We start from the raw sequence: 17,646 nt of genomic DNA, 5'->3' as shown, positions 1-17,646 counted from the left end.
TCGTGTCACGGCACGACGACGGCTGCCAGCCCTCCCGCGCCGCTCGCGCGGGCGACCCGGGGCGCCTCGTCGGGCGTCGTCGCGACGAGCACGAGCGAGTCCTGCGGAGCGCCACTGCCCAGCAGGGAGTCGTCCGTGCCCGCGGGGACGGCGACGACCGTCACGCGCCGCGCGACGTACGGGGCGGCGTCCGCGGTCGTGCCACCCGTTGCTGTGTCGCCCGTCGCCGTGCCCTCGGACGACGTGCTCTCGGACGACGTGCCGCCCGCTGACGTGCCGGGTGCCGGGGCGACCGCCGGATCGCCCAGCATCGTCGCCGGGGCGACGAGGTCGACGTGGTCGCCGGGGGTGAGGAGGGCGACCACGCCCGCGTCCTGGAGCCGTACGGGCACGACCACCGTCCCCTCCGGCCCGCGGGCGGCGAGCTCGCCCCCGCCGACGAGCGCCGGGAGCAGGACCTGGTCGGCGACGAGCGCGACGGCGGTCGAGCGGCCGGTCACGTCGTCGACGGAGGCGGGGGCGGCGTCCGGCACCGCGGCGATCGGGAGCTGCTCGACGCGCACGTCACGCGCCGTCAGGACTGTGCCCGCGCCCAGGTCGTGCGCGACGACCACGGCCGCGCGGGTCTCCGGGGGCGGCGGGGCGAGGGTGTGCACGACCTGAGTGATCGCGAGCGCGGCGCACAGCGCGACCGCGACGTGGCGTGCGCGCCAGGCCAGGAGGCGGAGCCGGCGCGCCGCGCGGCGGGATGGGGGAGTCATGCCGCGACGCTAGCGACGCGTCGCGGGATGCGGACGACGCGCGGCGGGCCCTGGGGACAGGGCCCGCGCGGTCGCCGGTGTGGACGAGGTTCGTCCGGTGCGTCAGCTCGCGGCGGCGGCGGAGCCGGACGACGACCCGCCCGAGGACGAGGTCGACGCGCCCGTCGAGGACGAGCTGCTGGACGCGCTCGAGGACGAGGACGACGAGCCGGACGAGGACGAGCCGGACGAGGACGAGCCCGACGACGCGGGCGTGGTCGCCGCGGTCGACGTCGAGCGGCCCTTGCCGCCCGAGCGCGAGTCGGTGCGGTAGAAGCCCGACCCCTTGAAGGTCACGCCGACCGAGCTGAACACCTTGCGCAGGCGGCCCTCGCACTCGGGGCACACGGTCAGCGAGTCGTCCGAGAACGACTGGTGGATGTCGAAGGCGTGCCCGCACTCGGTGCAGGCGTAGGCGTAGGTAGGCACAGGCCCTCCCGGGGTCGCAGTCGTGGGCGGCTTCCGCTCGTCGGCCGGTGCGGCGCTCCGGGCCCTCTCGGTCCTGGCACTCGCACGGGTCGAGTGCTGATCATACGCGGTGCGGCAGCAGGTAGTCTCGCACCGTGTCTGCAGACGTCCCCACCAGTGAACCGACCGTCGACGACGCGGTGACGCCGCCCCCGGCCGCGAGCCGGCGTCGTTCCCGCCTGAGGGTCGCGCTCGCGGCCGTCGCGATCCTGGTGGTGCTCGTCCTGGTGGCGGTCACGGTCTTCTCGGTCGTGGTGCTGCGCCGTCCGCTGCCGCAGTCGGACGGGACGGTCTCGATCCCCGGTCTCGACGCGACCGTCACGGTCCAGCGCAACGAGCAGGGCGTGCCCGACATCTACGCGGACACCGACCACGACCTGTTCATGGCGCAGGGCTACGTCCAGGCGCAGGACCGGTTCTTCGAGATGGACTACCGCCGGCACGTGACGTCGGGGCGGCTCGCCGAGCTCGTCGGGGACGACGCCGACGCGATCGCTGCCGACAAGGTGACCCGGACGTTCGGGTGGCGCGAGGTCGCGACCCAGGAGTGGGACATCCTCGACCAGTCGACGAAGGACAACCTCGCGGCCTACGCGGCGGGCGTCAACGCCTACCTCGACGGGCGCAGCCCGGGCGAGATCGCGGTCGAGTACACCGTGCTCGGCACGACCGTGGACGTCGCCGACCCCGAGCCCTGGGACCCGATCGACTCGCTCGCGTGGCTCAAGGCCATGGCGTGGGACCTGCGCGGCAACTACGACGTCGAGCTCGAGCGAGCCCTGGCGTACACCACGCTGGGTGACGTCGAGAAGGTCGACGAGCTGTTCCCCGCGTACCCCGAGGGCACGAACAGCCCGATCCTCGACCCCGCGGACGTCGCGTCGGACGTCGAGCCCGCGGCGCGGCCCGTCGACGGGATCGGCTCGTCGCTCGGCACCGACCAGCTCGACGAGGCCATGGCGCAGGCGGAGTCCGCGCTCAGCGCCGTCCCCGTGCTCGTCGGCCGGGGCGAGGACTCGGGCTCCAACTCGTGGGTCGTCTCGGGCGAGCACACGACGTCGGGCAAGCCGCTGCTCGCCAACGACCCCCACCTCGCGCTCGGCGCGCCGAGCATCTGGGCGCAGGTCGGGCTGCACTGCACGAGCGTCGGCCCGGACTGCGGCTACGACGTCTCGGGCTTCTCGTTCGCCGGGTTCCCGGGGATCATGATCGGCCACAACCAGCAGATGTCGTGGGGCCTGACGAACATGGGCGCCGACGTCACGGACTTCTTCGTCGAGCGCGTGCGCTCCGAGACGTACCTGCGCGACGGCGAGTGGGTGCCGCTCGAGACGCGCGAGGAGACCATCAAGGTCAACGGCGGCGACGACATCCCGCTCGAGGTGCGCAGCACCGTGCACGGGCCCATCCTCACGGGCGTCATGAACGAGCTCACCCCGCTCGTCGGCTCCCCGACGGGGACGGCGACTGTCGGCGAGCGCGCCGTCTCGCTGGGGTGGACGGCGCTCACCCCGGGCCACACCGCGGACGCGGTCTTCGCGATCAACCGGGCGTCGACGCCCGCCGAGCTGCGCGAGGCCGCGGCCGGGTTCGAGGTGCCCGCCCAGAACATCGTGTTCGCGACGGTCGACGGGCACATCGGGTACCAGGCCCCGGGCAGGATCCCGGTGCGCGCGACGGTCGCGGGCGACGTGCCGAGCGACGGCTCGTGGCCGCGCCCCGGGTGGGACAGCCGGTACGACTGGCAGGGGTACGTCGACCCGGCCGACATGCCGCACGTCGTCGACCCCGCGGAGGGCTTCGTCGTCGCGGCGAACCAGGCCGTCCTGCCCGCCGGGTCGGAGCCGTTCCTGACCACCGACTGGGACTACGGCTACCGCTCGCAGCGCATCCGCACGCTCCTCGAGGACCAGATCGAGTCGGGCCGGAAGTTCGACGTCGACTCGATGCGCGACATCCAGACCGACGACTGGAGCCCGTACGCGCAGGCGCTCGTGCCCGCGCTGCTCCAGGAGGACATCGGCACCGGGTTCGAGGCGGACGGGCAGAAGCTGCTCGCGGCCTGGGACTGGGACACCGACGCCGACTCGGCCGCGGCCGCCTACTTCGCCGCGGTCTGGCGCAACATCCTCGAGCTCACGTTCTGGGACGACGTGCCCGAGTCCATGCGTCCGTCGGGCGGCAGCCGGTGGCTCGCCGTCGTACAGGGTCTGCTCGAGCGGCCCAAGGACCCGCTGTGGGACGACCGCACGACGCTCGGCGTCGTCGAGACCCGTGACGAGGTGCTCACCAAGGCGCTGCTCTCGGCCCGTCAGGAGCTCACGACCGAGCTCGGCAAGCGGTCGCTCGACTGGGAGTGGGGCAAGCTCCACCAGCTGCGGCTCGAGCACCCCGTGCTCGGCGGCGACTCGATCCCGGCCGTCGTGCGGGGCGTCGTGAACCCCGACCCGATCGAGATGCCGGGCGGCTCGTCGATCGTCAACGCCATGGCCTGGGACGCGGCGTCCGACAGCTTCGACGTGACCGCGGGTCCGTCGATGCGCATGGTCGTCGACATGGGGGACCTCGACGCCTCGACCTGGGTCACGGTCACGGGGACGTCCGGCCACCCGGGTTCCCCGCACTACGACGACCAGCTCGACTCGTGGGCGCACGGACTCACCTACCCGTGGGCGTCGAGCAGCGGCGCGGTCGAGGCGGCCTCGACGGAGACGCTCACGCTGCGCCCCTGACGGCGACGCGTCCTACCTCTCGGGGGTGCAGCACCCGTCGACGCACGCGTCGTCCTGCCCGACCGCCTGCCCCACCGCGAGCGGGGCGCAGCAGGCGTCGCCGCGCCACGCCTCGACCCCTTCCTTGACCGCGACCGCGGCGATGGCGAGGGCGGCGAGCGGGTCGGCCCAGGACCACCCGAGGGTCGCGTTGAGCACGAGTCCGACGAGCAGGACCGCCGACAGGTAGGTGCACAGCAGGGTCTGCTTGGAGTCGGCGACCGCGGACGCCGAGCCGAGCTCGCGACCGGTCCGTCGCTCGAACCACGACAGGAACGGCATGATCGCGAGGCTCACGGCCGCGAGCACGATCCCGACGACCGAGGTCGCGGGCTCGGCGGCGCCCGCGAGGGTGCGCACCGCGTCGACCGCGACGAACAGCGCCAGCCCGAAGAACGACACGGCGACGAGACGCAGCGCGACGCGCTCGCGCCGCTGCGGCTCGGGCGAGGCGAACTGCCACGCGATCGCGGCGGCGGACAGCACCTCGACGATCGAGTCGAGCCCGAAGCCCACGAGGGCTGCCGACGAGGCGATCCGGCCCGCGGTGATCGCGACCACGGCCTCGACGACGTTGTAGGCGATCGTCGCGGCGACGACGAGGCGCACGCGACGCTCGAGCACCGTGCGGCGTACGGCGTCCGGCCGGGTCGGGCCGAGGGAGACGGAGGTCATGAGCAGGTGCACCCGTCGGACGAGCAGCAGGTCGGGTCGACCGTCACGACGAGGCGCAGCAGGTCGTCGAGCGCCGGGGCGAGATGCGTGTCGGCGAGGCGGTACCAGGTGCGCCGTCCGTCGGGGATCGCCTCGACGAGCCCGCACCCGCGCAGGCACGCGAGCTGGTTCGACATGACCTGGCGCGACACGCCGAGCGCGTCCGCGAGGTCGGCGGGGTAGGCGGGTGCCTCGCGCAGGGCGAGCAGCACGCGCGTGCGGGTCTCGTCCGACAGCGCATGGCCCAGCCGCGCGAGCGCGGCGGTGTGGGTGAGGCTCACGGTCTCCATGGACGTGACAGTACACAGGATCGTGTATTCACGAAAGCCTGTACTCACGCTTGAGCGAGTGATCGAGCGAGCAGCCAGGCCGCGGACGCCGGTCGGCCGGGATCAGTCCCGCGTGAGCCGGTGCCAGCCGTGCGGGGTCACGACGGCGTCGACGCGGCGGTCGTGCGCCTCGAACGGCAGCGGGTGCAGGTCCGCGTCGTAGAGCTCCTCGGGGTAGACGACGGCCACGACCGTGACCCCGGGGCGTACGTGCTGCAGCGCGCGGTCGTACCAGCCGCCCCCCTGCCCGAGCCGGACGCCGCGGGTGTCCACGGCCAGGGCCGGGGCGAGCACGACGTCCGCCTCGACGAGCGTCTCGGGCGGCAGGGTCGGCGTGCCCGGCTCGGGCGGGCGGCCCGGTGCGCGGACCTGCAGGTCGTCGGGGCCCGCGTACACGGCCCAGTCGCGCTGGAGGCCGGCGCCCAGGACGGGCAGCAGCACGCGCGCGCCGCGCAGCGCGAGGCGGTCGTGCACCACGCCCGTGCCGGGCTCGTGGCTGCGCGCCGCGTAGCTCGCCACGCACCGGGCCAGCGCGACCTCGGGAACCGTGTCGACGACGTCCGCGATCGCTGCGGAGGCCTCGGCCCGCAGCCGCTCCGACCGCTCGGAGCGCGCCGTGCGGATCGCCTTGCGCAGGGCGTCCTTGGCGTCCTCGGCCTCGAGGTTCGGACTCGGGTGGGGCTGCGTGCTGCCGCTCATGGTGACAGTGTCGCAAATCTGGCAGGTGGGCGTCGCCGCGTGCGACGGCCCCGGACGTGATACACCCTCTCCTGCGGGTGCCTCCCGGCCGACGGCCGAGCGGTCAGGACACCCCGGGAGAAGGCGGGCACGGATGTCCAAGGTGCTTCGTGGTCGGGTCGCCAGGCCCTGGCCCGTGGTCCTGAGCGAGGAGACCCCGCACGGGCTCCTCGTGCTGCGCCCGCTGCGGCGGCGCGACGCCGAGCAGTGGCTCGCGCTGCGCGCGCGCAACCTCGACTGGCTCGAGGAGTGGGAGGCGACCTCGCCGCAGGGCACCCCCGGCTCGGCGCCCACGTTCGCGGAGTACGTGCGGCTGCTCGCCTCGCAGGGGCGCAGCGGCACCGCGCTGCCGTTCGGCATCGAGCTCGACGGGGCGCTCGTGGGCCAGCTCACGGTGTCCGGGATCGCGCACGGGTCGCTCGGCTCGGCGAACATCGGGTACTGGATCGGCCAGCACGTCGCCGGGCGGGGACTGACCCCGGTGGCCGTCGCGATGGCGACCGACTACGCGTTCGGCGTCGTCGGCCTGCACCGGGTCGAGATCAACATCCGGCCCGAGAACGGACCGAGCCTGCGCGTCGTCGAGAAGCTCGGGCTGCGCGAGGAGGGTCTGCGCGAGCGGTACCTGCACATCCGCGGCGAGTGGCGCGACCACCGGTCGTTCGCGGTCACCGCGGAGGAGGTGCCCGACGGCCTGCTCGCGCGCGCCCGCGGGCTCTGGGGATCGGCGCAGGGCGCCCAATAGCGGGAGACGTGGCGCACGCCGCGGCGACACGCCGGGTCGCGTCCCTTTCGGTGCGCGGGGCCTCGCCTACGGTCGGTCGTGTGAACTCGTCGACAGGTCTCCTCGCCCTCGCGGTGCTGGTGGTCTGGCTCGCGTTCTACGTGCCGCACCGCGTGCAGGCGCGTCAGCAGGTGCTCGAGTCACGGCTCGAGGACAGGTTCTCGGGCACGCTCCGGATCCTCACCGTCGCCGGCCGCCCCCGGGGTGCGCGCGGCACGACGGCAGGACCGACCGTGGCCCGGCCGGCCCTCGCCGCAGCGGGTGGGGACGTCCGGCTGATCGCCCGGACGACGTACGACGAGGGAGGGACCCCGATGACCGGACGGACCGAACGGAGCGGGGACCGCGCACCCGCGCGCCCCACCACCGCCCCCGAACCCGCCCCGCGCACGGGCGCGCTCCCGATCGTGTCGCCCGCGCGCCTCGCGGTGCTCGAGCGCCGGGCCGCGGCCGCGCGACGTCGGCTCGTGATCTCCGCGACGCTCCTCGTGCTGACGGTCGGCGCGTGGGCGCTCGTCGTCGCCGGGTCCCTCTCGTGGACGGTCGCGCTCGCCCCGACCGCGCTCTTCGGTGTCGTCCTCGTCCTCGGACGTCGCGCCGCGGCGTCGGCCCGTCGGGCGGACGCCGCGTGGCGGGCCGAGCGTCGGGCGCGCGTCGCCGCGCGTGCCGCACGGGGCGTCACGGGAGGGCCGGCCATGCCGCGCAACGCGAGCCAGCGCGTGACCGGGCGGGCCGTGCGCGGCTCGCAGACCGCGACGCAGATGATTCCGCGCGTCGCGGCGCCGGACGTGCAGGAGGACGCCGAGCGAGAGGGTGCGGAACGCCGTGCCGACCGTGACGTGTCGGAGCACGGTGCGGAGCGCGGTGGCGCTCCTGCGTCCGTGCGGCCCGCGGGCGCGTCGCGCGTGGAGGTGCCGGGCGCGTCGTCCACGGAGGCCACCGCGGAGCGCCGGGCGACGGTCTCCGGCTCGCCGGCGCCGACGGCGGGCCGGGCGATCGTGCCGCCGCCGGCGCACACGGCGTCTGCTGGTGCTCCCGTGGGGGCTCCGACCCCTGCCACGCCGTCGCGCGAGGCCTGGAGCCCGACACCCGTCCCGCGACCGACGTACACGATGAAGCCCGCGGCCCCGCGTCGCGAGCCCGCGCCGCTGCCCGAGCCCACCCAGGCCACGGGCTCGGTGCCTGCCGCGCGCACGGCCGCTGCGACGTCGTCGGCCGAGCCCCCGAGCGTGCGCGAGACCCACCCGCGCACGGACACCCTCGGGCTCGACCTGGACGAGATCCTCGCGCGGCGTCGAGCTGCAGGTCAGTAGCGGAACCGCAGGATCCTGCCGATTCCACATCCCGGCGCGGGAGTGCTAATCTAGACCCCGCTTGGGGCTATGGCGCAGTTGGTAGCGCGTCTCGTTCGCAATGAGAAGGTCGGGGGTTCGAATCCCCCTAGCTCCACCGCAGAAGGTCCCTGACCGGGCAGCTCGCCTGGTCAGGGACCTTCGTCGTTTCCCACCCGCACTCCACCGTTGCCCGCCCACCGCCGTCCGCCCACCGCCGACCGTGCGATCCGTCACGCAAAATCGCCGAAACCCGTGACGGATGACGCGTTCGGCGGTGGGGGAACGGTGGGGAACAGTGGGGGAACGGCGGGTCGGCGGTGGGGGAGCGGCGGGGAGCGGCGGGTGAGCGGCTGGACCGCGGTCCGGGGGGCTCGCCGGAGGTGACACACTTGGCTTCCGTGAGCCCGCTAGATGCCCCGAACGCCCGTTTCGTGCGACCTGGTCGCCGTGCCGTCGCGGCGGTGTCCGCGCTGGTCGCGGTCGCCTCGCTGCTCGCCGGCTGCGCGACCGACGACGTGGGCGACGTCGGGGACTGGCGCAAGGACCCGGGCCTGCCGGGCGCGGTCGTCGCGAACCTCCCCACGGGCATCACGGTCGCCTCGGACGTCCCTGCCGAGCTCGCGCTCATCGCGAGCCAGACGATCTTCGCCGCCGCCCCGGCCGTCGTCCTGGTCGAGGACGGCGACCCCGAGGCCGAGGCCGCGGCGGCCGAGGCCGCCGACGAGGTCGACGGCCCGGTGCTCGCGGTCGGCGGCGTGATCTCGGACGACGGGCTGCGCATCGAGCTCGAGCGGCTCGGGGCGACGGGAGTACTGGTCGTGGGTGACGTCGAGGACGCGACGCTGCGCTCGATCGCCCCCGCCGCGACCGCCGTGCGGCTCAAGTCCTCGTGGGCGGCGGGCACGCCCACGGGCGACACCGAGATCGCGGGCGCGATCGCGCAGCTCCCGGAGCGCGGCAAGCCGCAGCAGGCGACCGAGGCGGTGGCGCTGGTCGACCCGGACGCGGACGAGGACGTCACGCTCGCGGTCGCGACGGCGCGCGCGGCCGGGGCCGTGGTCATCGAGGTGCCGGGTGGCGACCCGCGCGCGTCGCACGCGAGCGTCGACGCGCTCGCGAACGCGCAGGCGCTCTCGGCGATCGGGATCGGGACGACGTTCGGCTCGTCCTCGCAGCTCGCCGCGCGGTTCCGGGCGGCTTCGACGGGTGTCGAGCTCCCCGGTGGCGGCCAGCTCGTGACGGGGTCGCGGTACGTGGGGCTCGCCGGGTCCCCGGTGAGTCCGAGCCTCGGCGCGCTCGGCCGGCAGGACGTCGACGCGACGGTCACGCGCGCGGCCGAGGTCGCGGGCGCGGTCGACCCTGACGCCGTGCCGACGCTCGAGATCGCCGCGACGGTCGCGGCGCCCGCGGCGGGGGAGGACGGCGACTTCTCGAACGAGACGCCCGCCGACGAGCTCCGCCCGCTCGTCGAGGCGGGTCTCGCCGCCGGGCAGTCGGTCGTGCTGGACTTCCAGCCCGGGGGCAGCACGTTCGTCGAGCAGCTCGCGGAGTACCGCGACCTGCTCGACCTGCCGGGGGTCGGCGTCGCGCTCGACCTCGAGTGGCGCTATCCGGACGGCGCTCCCGGTGGTCTCGTCGCCGGCCGGGTGCCCGCGGCCGAGGTCGACGAGGCGCTCGCCTACCTGGCCGACGTCGTGGTCGACGGCGCGCTGCCGCAGAAGCTCGTGGTGCTGCGCGACGACGCGACCCCGTCGGTCGACGACCCGGGCGCGCTCGACCTGCAGCGCGACCCGCTCGGCGTGGTCGTCTCGCTCCCGGGTGACGTCGACGCCCCGGCGTGGTCCACGGCCGCGGACGACGTCATGGCGGGCGTCCGCCTCACGCTGCCCTCGTGGGGTCTGCCGGCGGCCGCGGACGACGGGACGCCGGCCTACGTCGTCTACCGCTGAGAACCGCGCGGGCGGCCCTGGCCACGGAGGTGGCGCGGGCCGCCCGGGCCGCACGGGTGCCCCGACACCCCGAGGCCCGGGAGCGCGCCGGCGGTTCGCCGCCGGGGGTTGTCCCGGCTCGTCCCGCATGGTTAGGCTGGCGTCCTGCCGATCGACCGAATCGATTCGATGGGGCAATCGCCCAGGCAGCACCACCGGACGAACCGCTCCACGACGACGAGGAAACCCGTTGCTGTCGATCATCCCCCAGCCACTGCAGGTCACCCACGACGAGCATGCCGCGGTCTTCCCGCTGGGCTCGGCGCTCGTGCTCACGGCCGACACCGACGCCGAGCGCTCGGTCGGCCGTCTCGCCGCGCAGCGCCTGGGCCGCGCGGCCGAGACCGGCCCGCTCGCGCACGTCACGCCCGGGGAGCGCGACCTCGCGGCCCCCACGGTCGTGCTCGTGCTCGACCCGGCCGCCGGCCCGGAGGGCTCGACCCACCCCGAGCGCTACTCGCTCGTCGTGACCGGCGAGGAGGTCGTCGTGAGCGCCGCCGAGCCGGCCGGCCTCCAGCTCGGCGTCTCGACCCTGCGCCAGCTCGTGACGACCGACGCGGCCGGACGTGCCGTGGTCCCGGCCGTCGTCGTGCACGACGCACCCCGCTACGGGTGGCGCGGGCTGTCGTTCGACCTGTCCCGGCACTTCTTCCGGGTCGAGCAGCTCGAGCGCGTCGTCGACCTGCTCGTCGACTACAAGCTCAACGTGCTGCACCTGCACCTGACCGACGACCAGGGCTGGCGCATCGAGTCGCCGTCGCGGCCCGAGCTCGCCAAGGAGGGCTCGACCTGGGAGATCGGCGACGGCCCCGGCGGGTACCTGAGCGTGCTCGAGTTCGACCAGCTGCAGGACTACGCGGCCGAGCGCTTCGTCGCGATCGTGCCTGAGATCGACGTGCCCGGGCACATCAACGCCGCGACGCACGTGTACGGCGACCTGAACCCGGACGGCAAGCCCACCGACGAGTACCGCGGCATGGAGGTCGGCTTCTCCAAGCTCACCTACGACCTGCCCGCGACCGAGCCGTTCCTGCGCGACGTGTTCTCGGACATCGCCGCGATCACGCGCGGCGAGCACGTGCACATCGGCGGTGACGAGGTGTTCACGATGGACCCCGCGGAGTTCGCGAAGTTCGTCGAGCTGTGCGAGAGGGTCGTGCTCGACGCGGGCAAGAAGGTCGTCGCGTGGCAGGAGGCCGCGCACGCCGACGTCCGCCCCGGGACGCTCATCCAGTTCTGGGACACGAACAAGAAGGACCACGCGCCGTTCCTGCGGGCCGCGACCGAGGAGGGCGCACGGTTCATCATGTCGCCCGGCAACCGCGCCTACCTCGACATGAAGTACACGGCCGACTACGCGCTCGGTCAGGACTGGGCCGGGCTCGTCGAGGTCCACGACGCCTACGACTGGGACCCGGAGACCGTGATCGCGGGCATGCCCGCCGAGGCGATCGAGGGTGTCGAGGCCGCGATCTGGACCGAGACGCTCAGCACGCTCGACGAGGTCTTCGAGATGCTGCTGCCGCGCCTGCCCGCCGTCGCGGAGGTTGCGTGGACCGACCCGGCGCGCAAGGACTGGGCGTCCTTCCGTGCGCGCGTGGCCGTCGAGGCCGCGTCGTGGCGACGCGAAGGACGGGCGTTCCACGCGTCGCCGCAGGTCGTGTGGTCCTGACCCGCTGACGTCGGTCCGGGCGACGTCGGTCCGGGCGACGCCGGTCCGGACGACGGTAGCCCGGACGACGACAGCCGGGACGACGACGGCCCCGGGCCGCCCGTGAGGGCGCCCCGGGGCCGTCGTGCGTGCGGGGGTCAGATCCAGCTCTGCAGCCACATGTGCTGGTGCCAGAAGTCGTACGGCACCTGCATGCCCGTCCAGATCGGGAAGAAGTACACGCTCACCGCGACGATGAGCGCGAGCACGACCGCGATCGCCGTGCGCGTCCAGGCCCGGGCCACGACGCGCCCCTCGGTGCGTTCGACCGCGACGGCCATGACGTACACGACGGCGAGCACGACCCAGGGCGTGAACGCGATCGAGTAGAACGTGAAGATCGTCCGGTCGGTCACGACGAGCCACGGCACCCACCCGGCGACGAAGCCCGAGAGCACCGCGGTCGCACGCCAGTCCTTGAACCGGACGAGCAGCGCGATCGTCGCGACGAGCGCGAGCGCACCGAGCCACCACAGCAGCGGGTTGCCGAGCGACGTGATCGCCTCGACGCAGCGGTCCTGCCCGCAGGTACCCGTCCCGCCGTCGTACGACTGGTAGTAGAAGGACGTCGGGCGCCACTGGACGATCCAGGTGTACGCCTCGGACTTGTACGGGTGGTCGGAGACGAGGCCGGTGTGGAAGTTCCACATCGACACGTGGTACTCCCAGAACGAGCGCAGCGCCTCGGGCAGCCACTGCGGGCCCTGCCCGGGGTTCTCGACCGCCCAGTTGCGCATGTACGAGTTGTCGGCGCGGAACCACGAGAACCAGGACGCGACGTACGCGACGAGCGCGGTCGGCAGCATCACGAGCGCCGCGGGGATCGCGTCGACGACGAAGGTGTCCTCCCACCAGCGCTTGACCCCGACCTTGCGCCGTGCGCTCGCGTCCCACAGGACCGACAGCAGCGCGAACACCGCGAGGAAGTACAGCCCCGACCACTTGATCCCGCACGCGAACCCGAGCGACACCGCGGCCGCGAACCGCCACCAGCGCCAGCCCAGGCGCGGACCGTACTTGCCGATCACGCCGCCCGCGTCGACGATCGCGCCGCACTTCTCGGCCAGGCGGCGCCGCGACTGCTCGCGGTCGCGCAGGATGCACCAGAACGCCACGAGGGCCCAGAACATCAGGAAGTTGTCGAGCAGCGACGTGCGCGAGTGCACGATCGCCTCGCCGTCGATCGCCATGAGGCCGCCCGCGATCACGCCCATCGCGGTCGACGCGAACAGCCGGCGCGCGACCCGTGCGACGAGGAACACCGCGGCGATGCCCACGAGGGCGGTCGAGAGGCGCCAGAAGAACGAGCTGTCCGCACCGCCGAGCCACATGCCGGCCGCGATCATCCACTTGCCGAGCTGCGGATGCACCACGTACGACGGGTCGCTCAGGTACGAGTTGACCTCGCCGGACTCGAACGCCGGGTTCGGGTTGTCGGGCCACGTGCCCTCGTAGCCGAGCCCGAGCAGCGACCACGCGTCCTTGACGTAGTAGGTCTCGTCGAACACGAGCTCGTGCGGGTGCCCGAGCCGCCACAGGCGCAGCACCCCGGCCAGGACCGCGACGAGCGCGGGGCCGAGCCAGCCCCACAGGCGGTCGTTGCGCGTCGCGCCGAGCGCGAGCGTGCGCGCCCCGAGCAGCGCGAGGAGGAACTTGTCGCGCGCGGCCGGCACGGGGGCGTCCGAGGCAGCCTGGTCCGGGTCGGAACCGTCCTGGGTGCCGGTGCCGTCCTGGTCGTCGAGGCCCTCCCGGTCGTCGGTACCGTTCGCGTCGGCCGTGAGCACCGCGGTGCCCGCGCCCTCGGCGGCGGTCTCCCGCGCGTCCGTCCCGGTGCCGGACGTCGCGCGCCCGGCTCCCGCGTCGGACGTCGCCCGCCCCGGACCGCCGTCGCGCGCGGCCGCGTCGTCGTGACCGGCGTCCGACGCGGGCGGGGGTGTGGGCGCGCTGCGCTCCCAGGCCTCCCGCTCGGACGGCGGACCGGCCGGGACCGGCGTGGTGTCGTGCGGCTCGGCGTCCGCGGCTTCGGGGTGCACGCAGTCATGGTAGAGGGTCCTCGCAAGGCCCCGGCGCGGTCGGTCGCACCGCGGTCCCGTGCCAGAGTGGACCCATGACCGACGAGCCCCGCAGCGTGCCCGACGCGACGTCCGACGACGCGCACGACGACGCGACCGCTGTCCCTCGCGGCGACGCGCCCGCGCGCGGGCTCGGCGCGGGCGGGCGCACCGGCGGCGCGCTCGTGCTCGCCGCCACCCCCATCGGCAACGCGGACGACGCGTCGGCCCGGCTTCGTCGTCTGCTCGCCGAGGCCGAGGTCGTCGCCGCGGAGGACACGCGCCGGCTGCACGCCCTGGCCGCACGCCTCGGGCTGACCGTCGGCGGGCGCGTCGTGAGCTACCACGAGCACAACGAGGCCGAGCGGGCCGACGAGCTGCTCGACGTCGTCGAGGGCGGGGGCGTCGTCGCGATCGTGACCGACGCGGGCATGCCGAGCGTCTCGGACCCGGGCTACCGCGTCGTGACCCGCGCCGTCGAGCGCGATCTGCCCGTGACCGCGGCGCCCGGGCCGAGCGCCGTCCTGACCGCGCTCGCGCTCTCGGGCCTGCCGACCGACCGGTTCTGCTTCGAGGGGTTCCCGCCGCGCAAGCCCGGCGAGCGCTCCCGGGCGTTCGAGGCCCTCGCGCGCGAGCCGCGCACCATGGTGTTCTTCGAGGCGCCGCACCGCATCGACGACACGCTCGCCGCGATGGCGGTCGCGTTCGGCGCCGAGCGTCCCGCGGCCGTGTGCCGCGAGCTCACCAAGACGTACGAGCAGGTGCTGCGCGGCCCCCTCGCCGAGCTCGCCGAGCGCGCCGCGGGCGAGCAGCTGCGCGGCGAGATCTGCGTCGTGGTCGCCGGGGCGCCCGCGCGCGAGCAGGCTTCCGAGGCCGACCTCGTCGCCGAGGTGCTCGCGCGCGCCGACGCCGGGGAACGGCTCAAGGACGCGGTCGCCGCGGTCGCCGAGGCCGCGGGTACGTCCAAGCGCGAGCTGTACGGCGCGGCGCTCGCGGCGCGCAAGCGCTGACGCGCCCGCGCGCCCCGAGCGCTACGGGGCGGTCGAGGCCCGCAGCCGGACGCCCGCGGCGCGCAGCTCCTCGCGGGCCGCGGCGCCGAGCTCGGGGCTCACGGGCGCGGTCAGGTCGGTGAGCACCGTGGTGTCGAGGCCGAGCGCGTGCGCGTCGAGCGCGGTCGCGCGCACGCAGTGCGACTCGGCGAGGCCGACCACGTCGACCGAGCCGATCCCGGCGGACTCGAGGATCTCCGCGAGCGTCTTGCCCGCGACGTCCGCACCCTCGAAGCCCGAGTAGGCGGCCTGGAACTCGCCCTTCTTGACGCTCGCGTCGGGGGAGAGGTCGGCGAGCGCGGGGTGCAGCTCGGCCTCGGCGGTGCCGGCGACGCCGTGCGGGGGCCAGGTGTCGACGAAGTCGGGCTCGTCGGGCGGCGTCGCGAAGTGCGGGCCCGGGTCGATGTGCCAGTCCTGCGTCGTGACGACGAGGTCGTACGCGTCGCGGTGCGCGCGGGCGTGCTCGGCGATGCGCTGCGCGACGTCGTTGCCTCCGGTCACGGGCAGGGCGCCGCCCTCGCAGAACGTGGGCTGGACGTCGACGACGACGAGCGCGCGGCCGGTCGGCGCGTCGGGGCGGGGGAGAGCCATGGCACCACTGTGCCATCCCGGCGGCCGCGGCGGCAGGGCGCGGGCGGCGTCCGCGGACAGGACCGGTTACCCGTCGGTAACACGGCCGCCCTAGGATGCACCGGCCCCACCCGTTCCTCGAATCGGAGTCCCGATGCGCAAGCTTCCCCTCGTCGTCGCCCTCGCCGCGGCGACGTCCCTGGCCCTGACCGCCTGCACCGACGCGTCGCAGCCGGCCGACGACGCCGCGACCGACACCGCCTCGAGCGCGACGTTCGACCTGTCGAGCATCACCAAGGACGACGCGGCCGCGGCCCTGCTGCCCGCCGACGTCGCGGACGCCGGCACGCTCGTGGTCGGCTCGAACACCGAGTACGCCCCGGCGGAGTTCATCGACGCCGACGGGTCGACGCCCGTCGGCTACGACATCGACGTCATCACGGCCGTCGCGCAGACCCTCGGCCTCGAGGTCGAGATCCAGTCGGCCGACTTCCCGGCGATCATCCCCGCGCTCGGCAGCAAGTACGACGTCGGGATCTCGTCGTTCACGATCACGCCCGAGCGGATCGCCGAGTCGAACATGGTCTCGTACTTCACCGCGGGCGAGGCGTTCTCGGTGCAGGAGGGCAACCCGAAGGGCCTCGACGCCGACGACATCTGCGGCGCCACGGTCGCGGTCCAGACCGGCACGGTCGAGGACGAGGACGCCGACACCATCAGCGAGAAGTGCGTCGCCGACGGCAAGGACGCGCTCGAGATCCTGCGCTACGACAACCAGGCCGACGCGACCACGAACCTGGTGGGCGGCAAGGCCGACATCATGTTCGCCGACTCGCCCATCGTCGCGTACGCGGTCGAGCAGACCGGCGGGCAGATCGAGCAGCTCGGCGACACGTTCGCGTCGGCCCCCCAGGGCATCGTGACCGCGAAGGACGACACCGACCTCGCCGCCGCCGTGCAGGCCGCGCTCCAGAAGCTCATGGACGACGGCTCGCTCGAGAGCATCCTCGACGTGTGGGGCAGCGCCGACGGCGCGCTCGACACCGCCGAGATCAACCCGGCCTCCTGATGGCGGCGAGCAGCACGGCGGCCACGCCGTCGACACCGCACGACGCGGTGCCCCACCGCATCCACGCCGTGCCCGTGCGCAGGCCCGGGCGCTGGGTCTCGGCCGTCGTGCTGCTCGTCCTGGCCGCGATGGCCGTGCACGGCCTCGTGACCAACGAGAAGTTCCGGTGGGACGTCGTCTGGCTGTACCTGCGCGACGTCGTCGTGATGCGCGGCGTCGGCTGGACGCTCGTGCTCACGTTCGGGTCGATGGCGATCGCGATCGTGCTCGCGGTCCTGCTCGCCGTGATGCGGCGGTCGGACAACCCGGTGCTGCGCTCGACCGCGTGGGCCTACATCTGGTTCTTCCGCGGCACGCCCGTGTACACGCAGCTCGTGTTCTGGGGCCTGCTCGCGGTGCTGTACCCCCGGTTGAGCGTCGGGGTGCCGTTCGGCCCCGAGCTCTTCTCGTTCGACACCGCCGACGTCATCACGGCGTTCTGGGCGGCGCTCCTGGGCCTCGCGCTCAACGAGGCCGCGTACCTCGCCGAGATCGTGCGCGCCGGCCTCGGGTCGGTCGACCCGGGCCAGGCCGAGGCCGCGAAGGCGCTCGGCATGAAGGACGGCTCGATCCTGCGCCGCATCGTGCTGCCGCAGGCCATGCGCGTGATCGTGCCGCCGACCGGCAACGAGACGATCTCGATGCTCAAGACCACGTCGCTCGTGCTCGCCGTGCCGTTCACGCTCGACCTCACCTTCGCGACCAACGCGATCGGCAACCGCACGTTCCTGCCGATCCCGCTGCTCGTGGTGGCCGCGATCTGGTACCTCGCGATCACGAGCGTGCTCATGGTCGGCCAGCACTTCATCGAGCGCTACTACGGTCGCGGGTTCGACGGCGCACACGGTGCTGGCGGTCGCGGCGGTGGCGGACGCCGGCCCCGCCGGTTGTCGCGGCAGGCGGCGATCGCGGGGGCGGGCACGACCAAGGACGATCCCTTCCTGGAGGTGACCCCGTGAGCGGGACGAACGAGAGCGCCGGCACGAGCACGACCGACCTGAGCGCGCCGATGGTGCGGGTGCGGGGGTTGCACAAGGAGTTCGGGTCGGTGCACGTGCTGCGTGGTGTCGATCTGGACGTGGCGGCGGGGTCGGTGTGCGTGGTCCTGGGTCCGTCGGGGTCGGGCAAGAGCACCCTGTTGCGGTGCGTGAACGAGCTCGAGGAGATCACCGGGGGGTCGGTCGAGGTCGCGGGCGAGCTGATGGGGTACCGGGTGCGTCCGGACGGTCGG

The 17,646-nt window shown here is 74.1% G+C and carries 16 protein-coding genes, 1 tRNA gene and 1 pseudogene; 11 read left to right on the top strand and 7 right to left on the bottom strand.

Going from position 1 to position 17,646, the window contains the following annotated elements:
* Window positions 1-5: 5 nt before the first annotated feature.
* Window positions 6-761 carry an SAF domain-containing protein gene (locus tag CLV28_RS09745; protein ID WP_100423153.1) on the bottom strand — a complete coding sequence of 252 codons (756 nt, stop codon included), beginning with the start codon at window positions 759-761 and terminating at the stop codon, window positions 6-8.
* A gap of 97 nt (window positions 762-858) precedes the next feature.
* Here CLV28_RS09745 and CLV28_RS16265 point away from each other — a divergent pair, with 97 nt between their 5' ends.
* Window positions 859-1,074, top strand: a complete 216-nt coding sequence (locus tag CLV28_RS16265; protein WP_308440399.1) for a hypothetical protein — start codon at window positions 859-861, stop codon at window positions 1,072-1,074.
* 14 nt (window positions 1,075-1,088) lie between these two features.
* On the opposite strand, the pseudogene CLV28_RS16260 reads toward CLV28_RS16265, so the two are convergent.
* Window positions 1,089-1,229: pseudogene (locus CLV28_RS16260) on the bottom strand (FmdB family zinc ribbon protein); the annotation flags it as partial.
* A 134-nt stretch (window positions 1,230-1,363) separates the two neighbouring features.
* On the opposite strand from CLV28_RS16260, the gene CLV28_RS09735 reads away from it, so the two are divergent.
* A complete protein-coding gene (locus CLV28_RS09735; protein WP_308440398.1) occupies window positions 1,364-4,000 on the top strand; it encodes a penicillin acylase family protein in 2,637 nt (878 codons plus the stop codon).
* A gap of 12 nt (window positions 4,001-4,012) precedes the next feature.
* Here CLV28_RS09735 and CLV28_RS09730 read toward each other — a convergent pair whose 3' ends face one another.
* The 3 genes from CLV28_RS09730 to CLV28_RS09720 all read right to left on the bottom strand — a co-directional run bounded on the left by CLV28_RS09730 (window position 4,013) and on the right by CLV28_RS09720 (window position 5,781).
* On the bottom strand, window positions 4,013-4,714 hold the full coding sequence (locus tag CLV28_RS09730; protein WP_100423442.1) for a cation efflux transmembrane domain-containing protein: 702 nt from the start codon (window positions 4,712-4,714) through the stop codon (window positions 4,013-4,015).
* Window positions 4,711-5,043, bottom strand: coding sequence for an ArsR/SmtB family transcription factor (locus CLV28_RS09725; protein ID WP_100423151.1), 333 nt, complete (start codon window positions 5,041-5,043; stop codon window positions 4,711-4,713). The genes CLV28_RS09730 and CLV28_RS09725 overlap by 4 nt, the downstream gene beginning before the upstream one ends.
* A gap of 102 nt (window positions 5,044-5,145) precedes the next feature.
* A complete protein-coding gene (locus CLV28_RS09720; RefSeq protein WP_100423150.1) occupies window positions 5,146-5,781 on the bottom strand; it encodes a 5-formyltetrahydrofolate cyclo-ligase in 636 nt (211 codons plus the stop codon).
* A gap of 133 nt (window positions 5,782-5,914) precedes the next feature.
* Here CLV28_RS09720 and CLV28_RS09715 point away from each other — a divergent pair, with 133 nt between their 5' ends.
* From CLV28_RS09715 to CLV28_RS09695, 5 genes are all read left to right on the top strand, one after another.
* Window positions 5,915-6,565 carry a GNAT family N-acetyltransferase gene (locus tag CLV28_RS09715; RefSeq protein WP_100423149.1) on the top strand — a complete coding sequence of 217 codons (651 nt, stop codon included), beginning with the start codon at window positions 5,915-5,917 and terminating at the stop codon, window positions 6,563-6,565.
* Window positions 6,566-6,645: 80 nt separating this feature from the next.
* Window positions 6,646-7,917, top strand: coding sequence for a hypothetical protein (locus tag CLV28_RS09710; RefSeq protein ID WP_100423148.1), 1,272 nt, complete (start codon window positions 6,646-6,648; stop codon window positions 7,915-7,917).
* A gap of 63 nt (window positions 7,918-7,980) precedes the next feature.
* Window positions 7,981-8,053, top strand: a tRNA-Ala gene (locus CLV28_RS09705).
* Window positions 8,054-8,399: 346 nt separating this feature from the next.
* A complete protein-coding gene (locus CLV28_RS15530; protein ID WP_157802587.1) occupies window positions 8,400-9,887 on the top strand; it encodes a hypothetical protein in 1,488 nt (495 codons plus the stop codon).
* 229 nt (window positions 9,888-10,116) lie between these two features.
* Window positions 10,117-11,598: a family 20 glycosylhydrolase gene (locus CLV28_RS09695; RefSeq protein ID WP_239073382.1), complete on the top strand. Its 1,482-nt coding sequence runs from the start codon at window positions 10,117-10,119 to the stop codon at window positions 11,596-11,598.
* Window positions 11,599-11,735: 137 nt separating this feature from the next.
* Here the strand turns inward: CLV28_RS09695 and CLV28_RS09690 are convergent, their stop codons facing one another.
* Complete coding sequence (locus CLV28_RS09690; protein ID WP_239073383.1) at window positions 11,736-13,670, bottom strand: dolichyl-phosphate-mannose--protein mannosyltransferase; 1,935 nt, start codon at window positions 13,668-13,670, stop codon at window positions 11,736-11,738.
* Window positions 13,671-13,744: 74 nt separating this feature from the next.
* Here CLV28_RS09690 and rsmI point away from each other — a divergent pair, with 74 nt between their 5' ends.
* The gene (gene rsmI / locus CLV28_RS09685) at window positions 13,745-14,698 is read left to right on the top strand and encodes a 16S rRNA (cytidine(1402)-2'-O)-methyltransferase (protein WP_100423146.1); all 954 of its coding nucleotides are present in this window, start codon (window positions 13,745-13,747) and stop codon (window positions 14,696-14,698) included.
* Window positions 14,699-14,719: 21 nt separating this feature from the next.
* On the opposite strand, the gene CLV28_RS09680 is transcribed toward rsmI, so the two are convergent.
* A complete protein-coding gene (locus CLV28_RS09680) occupies window positions 14,720-15,328 on the bottom strand; it encodes an isochorismatase family protein (protein WP_100423145.1) in 609 nt (202 codons plus the stop codon).
* 133 nt (window positions 15,329-15,461) lie between these two features.
* Here CLV28_RS09680 and CLV28_RS09675 point away from each other — a divergent pair, with 133 nt between their 5' ends.
* The 3 genes from CLV28_RS09675 to CLV28_RS09665 form a co-directional block, all read left to right on the top strand.
* Window positions 15,462-16,376, top strand: coding sequence for an ABC transporter substrate-binding protein (locus CLV28_RS09675; protein ID WP_100423144.1), 915 nt, complete (start codon window positions 15,462-15,464; stop codon window positions 16,374-16,376).
* Window positions 16,376-17,374, top strand: coding sequence for an amino acid ABC transporter permease (locus CLV28_RS09670; protein ID WP_100423143.1), 999 nt, complete (start codon window positions 16,376-16,378; stop codon window positions 17,372-17,374). Before CLV28_RS09675 ends, CLV28_RS09670 begins: the two co-directional genes overlap by 1 nt.
* Window positions 17,371-17,646: ATP-binding cassette domain-containing protein (locus CLV28_RS09665; RefSeq protein WP_425319655.1), on the top strand; the 276-nt coding region annotated here is incomplete at its 3' end. The genes CLV28_RS09670 and CLV28_RS09665, both read left to right, overlap by 4 nt.

Source organism: Sediminihabitans luteus, assembly GCF_002797595.1.
Classification (GTDB): Bacteria; Actinomycetota; Actinomycetes; order Actinomycetales; family Cellulomonadaceae; genus Paraoerskovia; species Paraoerskovia lutea.
Note: the sequence above shows the minus strand (reverse complement) of the source record. Positions and strands in the feature narration are given on the sequence as shown.

Excerpts from the sequence above, each read along its gene's own strand:
- CLV28_RS09745 (WP_100423153.1), bottom strand. The coding sequence starts at position 761 with ATGACTCCCCCATCCCGCCGCGCGGCGCGCCGGCTCCGCCTCCTGGCC.
- CLV28_RS09730 (WP_100423442.1), bottom strand. The coding sequence starts at position 4,714 with ATGACCTCCGTCTCCCTCGGCCCGACCCGGCCGGACGCCGTACGCCGC.
- CLV28_RS09725 (WP_100423151.1), bottom strand. The coding sequence starts at position 5,043 with ATGGAGACCGTGAGCCTCACCCACACCGCCGCGCTCGCGCGGCTGGGC.
- CLV28_RS09720 (WP_100423150.1), bottom strand. The coding sequence starts at position 5,781 with ATGAGCGGCAGCACGCAGCCCCACCCGAGTCCGAACCTCGAGGCCGAG.
- CLV28_RS09715 (WP_100423149.1), top strand. The coding sequence starts at position 5,915 with ATGTCCAAGGTGCTTCGTGGTCGGGTCGCCAGGCCCTGGCCCGTGGTC.
- rsmI (WP_100423146.1), top strand. The coding sequence starts at position 13,745 with ATGACCGACGAGCCCCGCAGCGTGCCCGACGCGACGTCCGACGACGCG.
- CLV28_RS09680 (WP_100423145.1), bottom strand. The coding sequence starts at position 15,328 with ATGGCTCTCCCCCGCCCCGACGCGCCGACCGGCCGCGCGCTCGTCGTC.
- CLV28_RS09675 (WP_100423144.1), top strand. The coding sequence starts at position 15,462 with ATGCGCAAGCTTCCCCTCGTCGTCGCCCTCGCCGCGGCGACGTCCCTG.
- CLV28_RS09670 (WP_100423143.1), top strand. The coding sequence starts at position 16,376 with ATGGCGGCGAGCAGCACGGCGGCCACGCCGTCGACACCGCACGACGCG.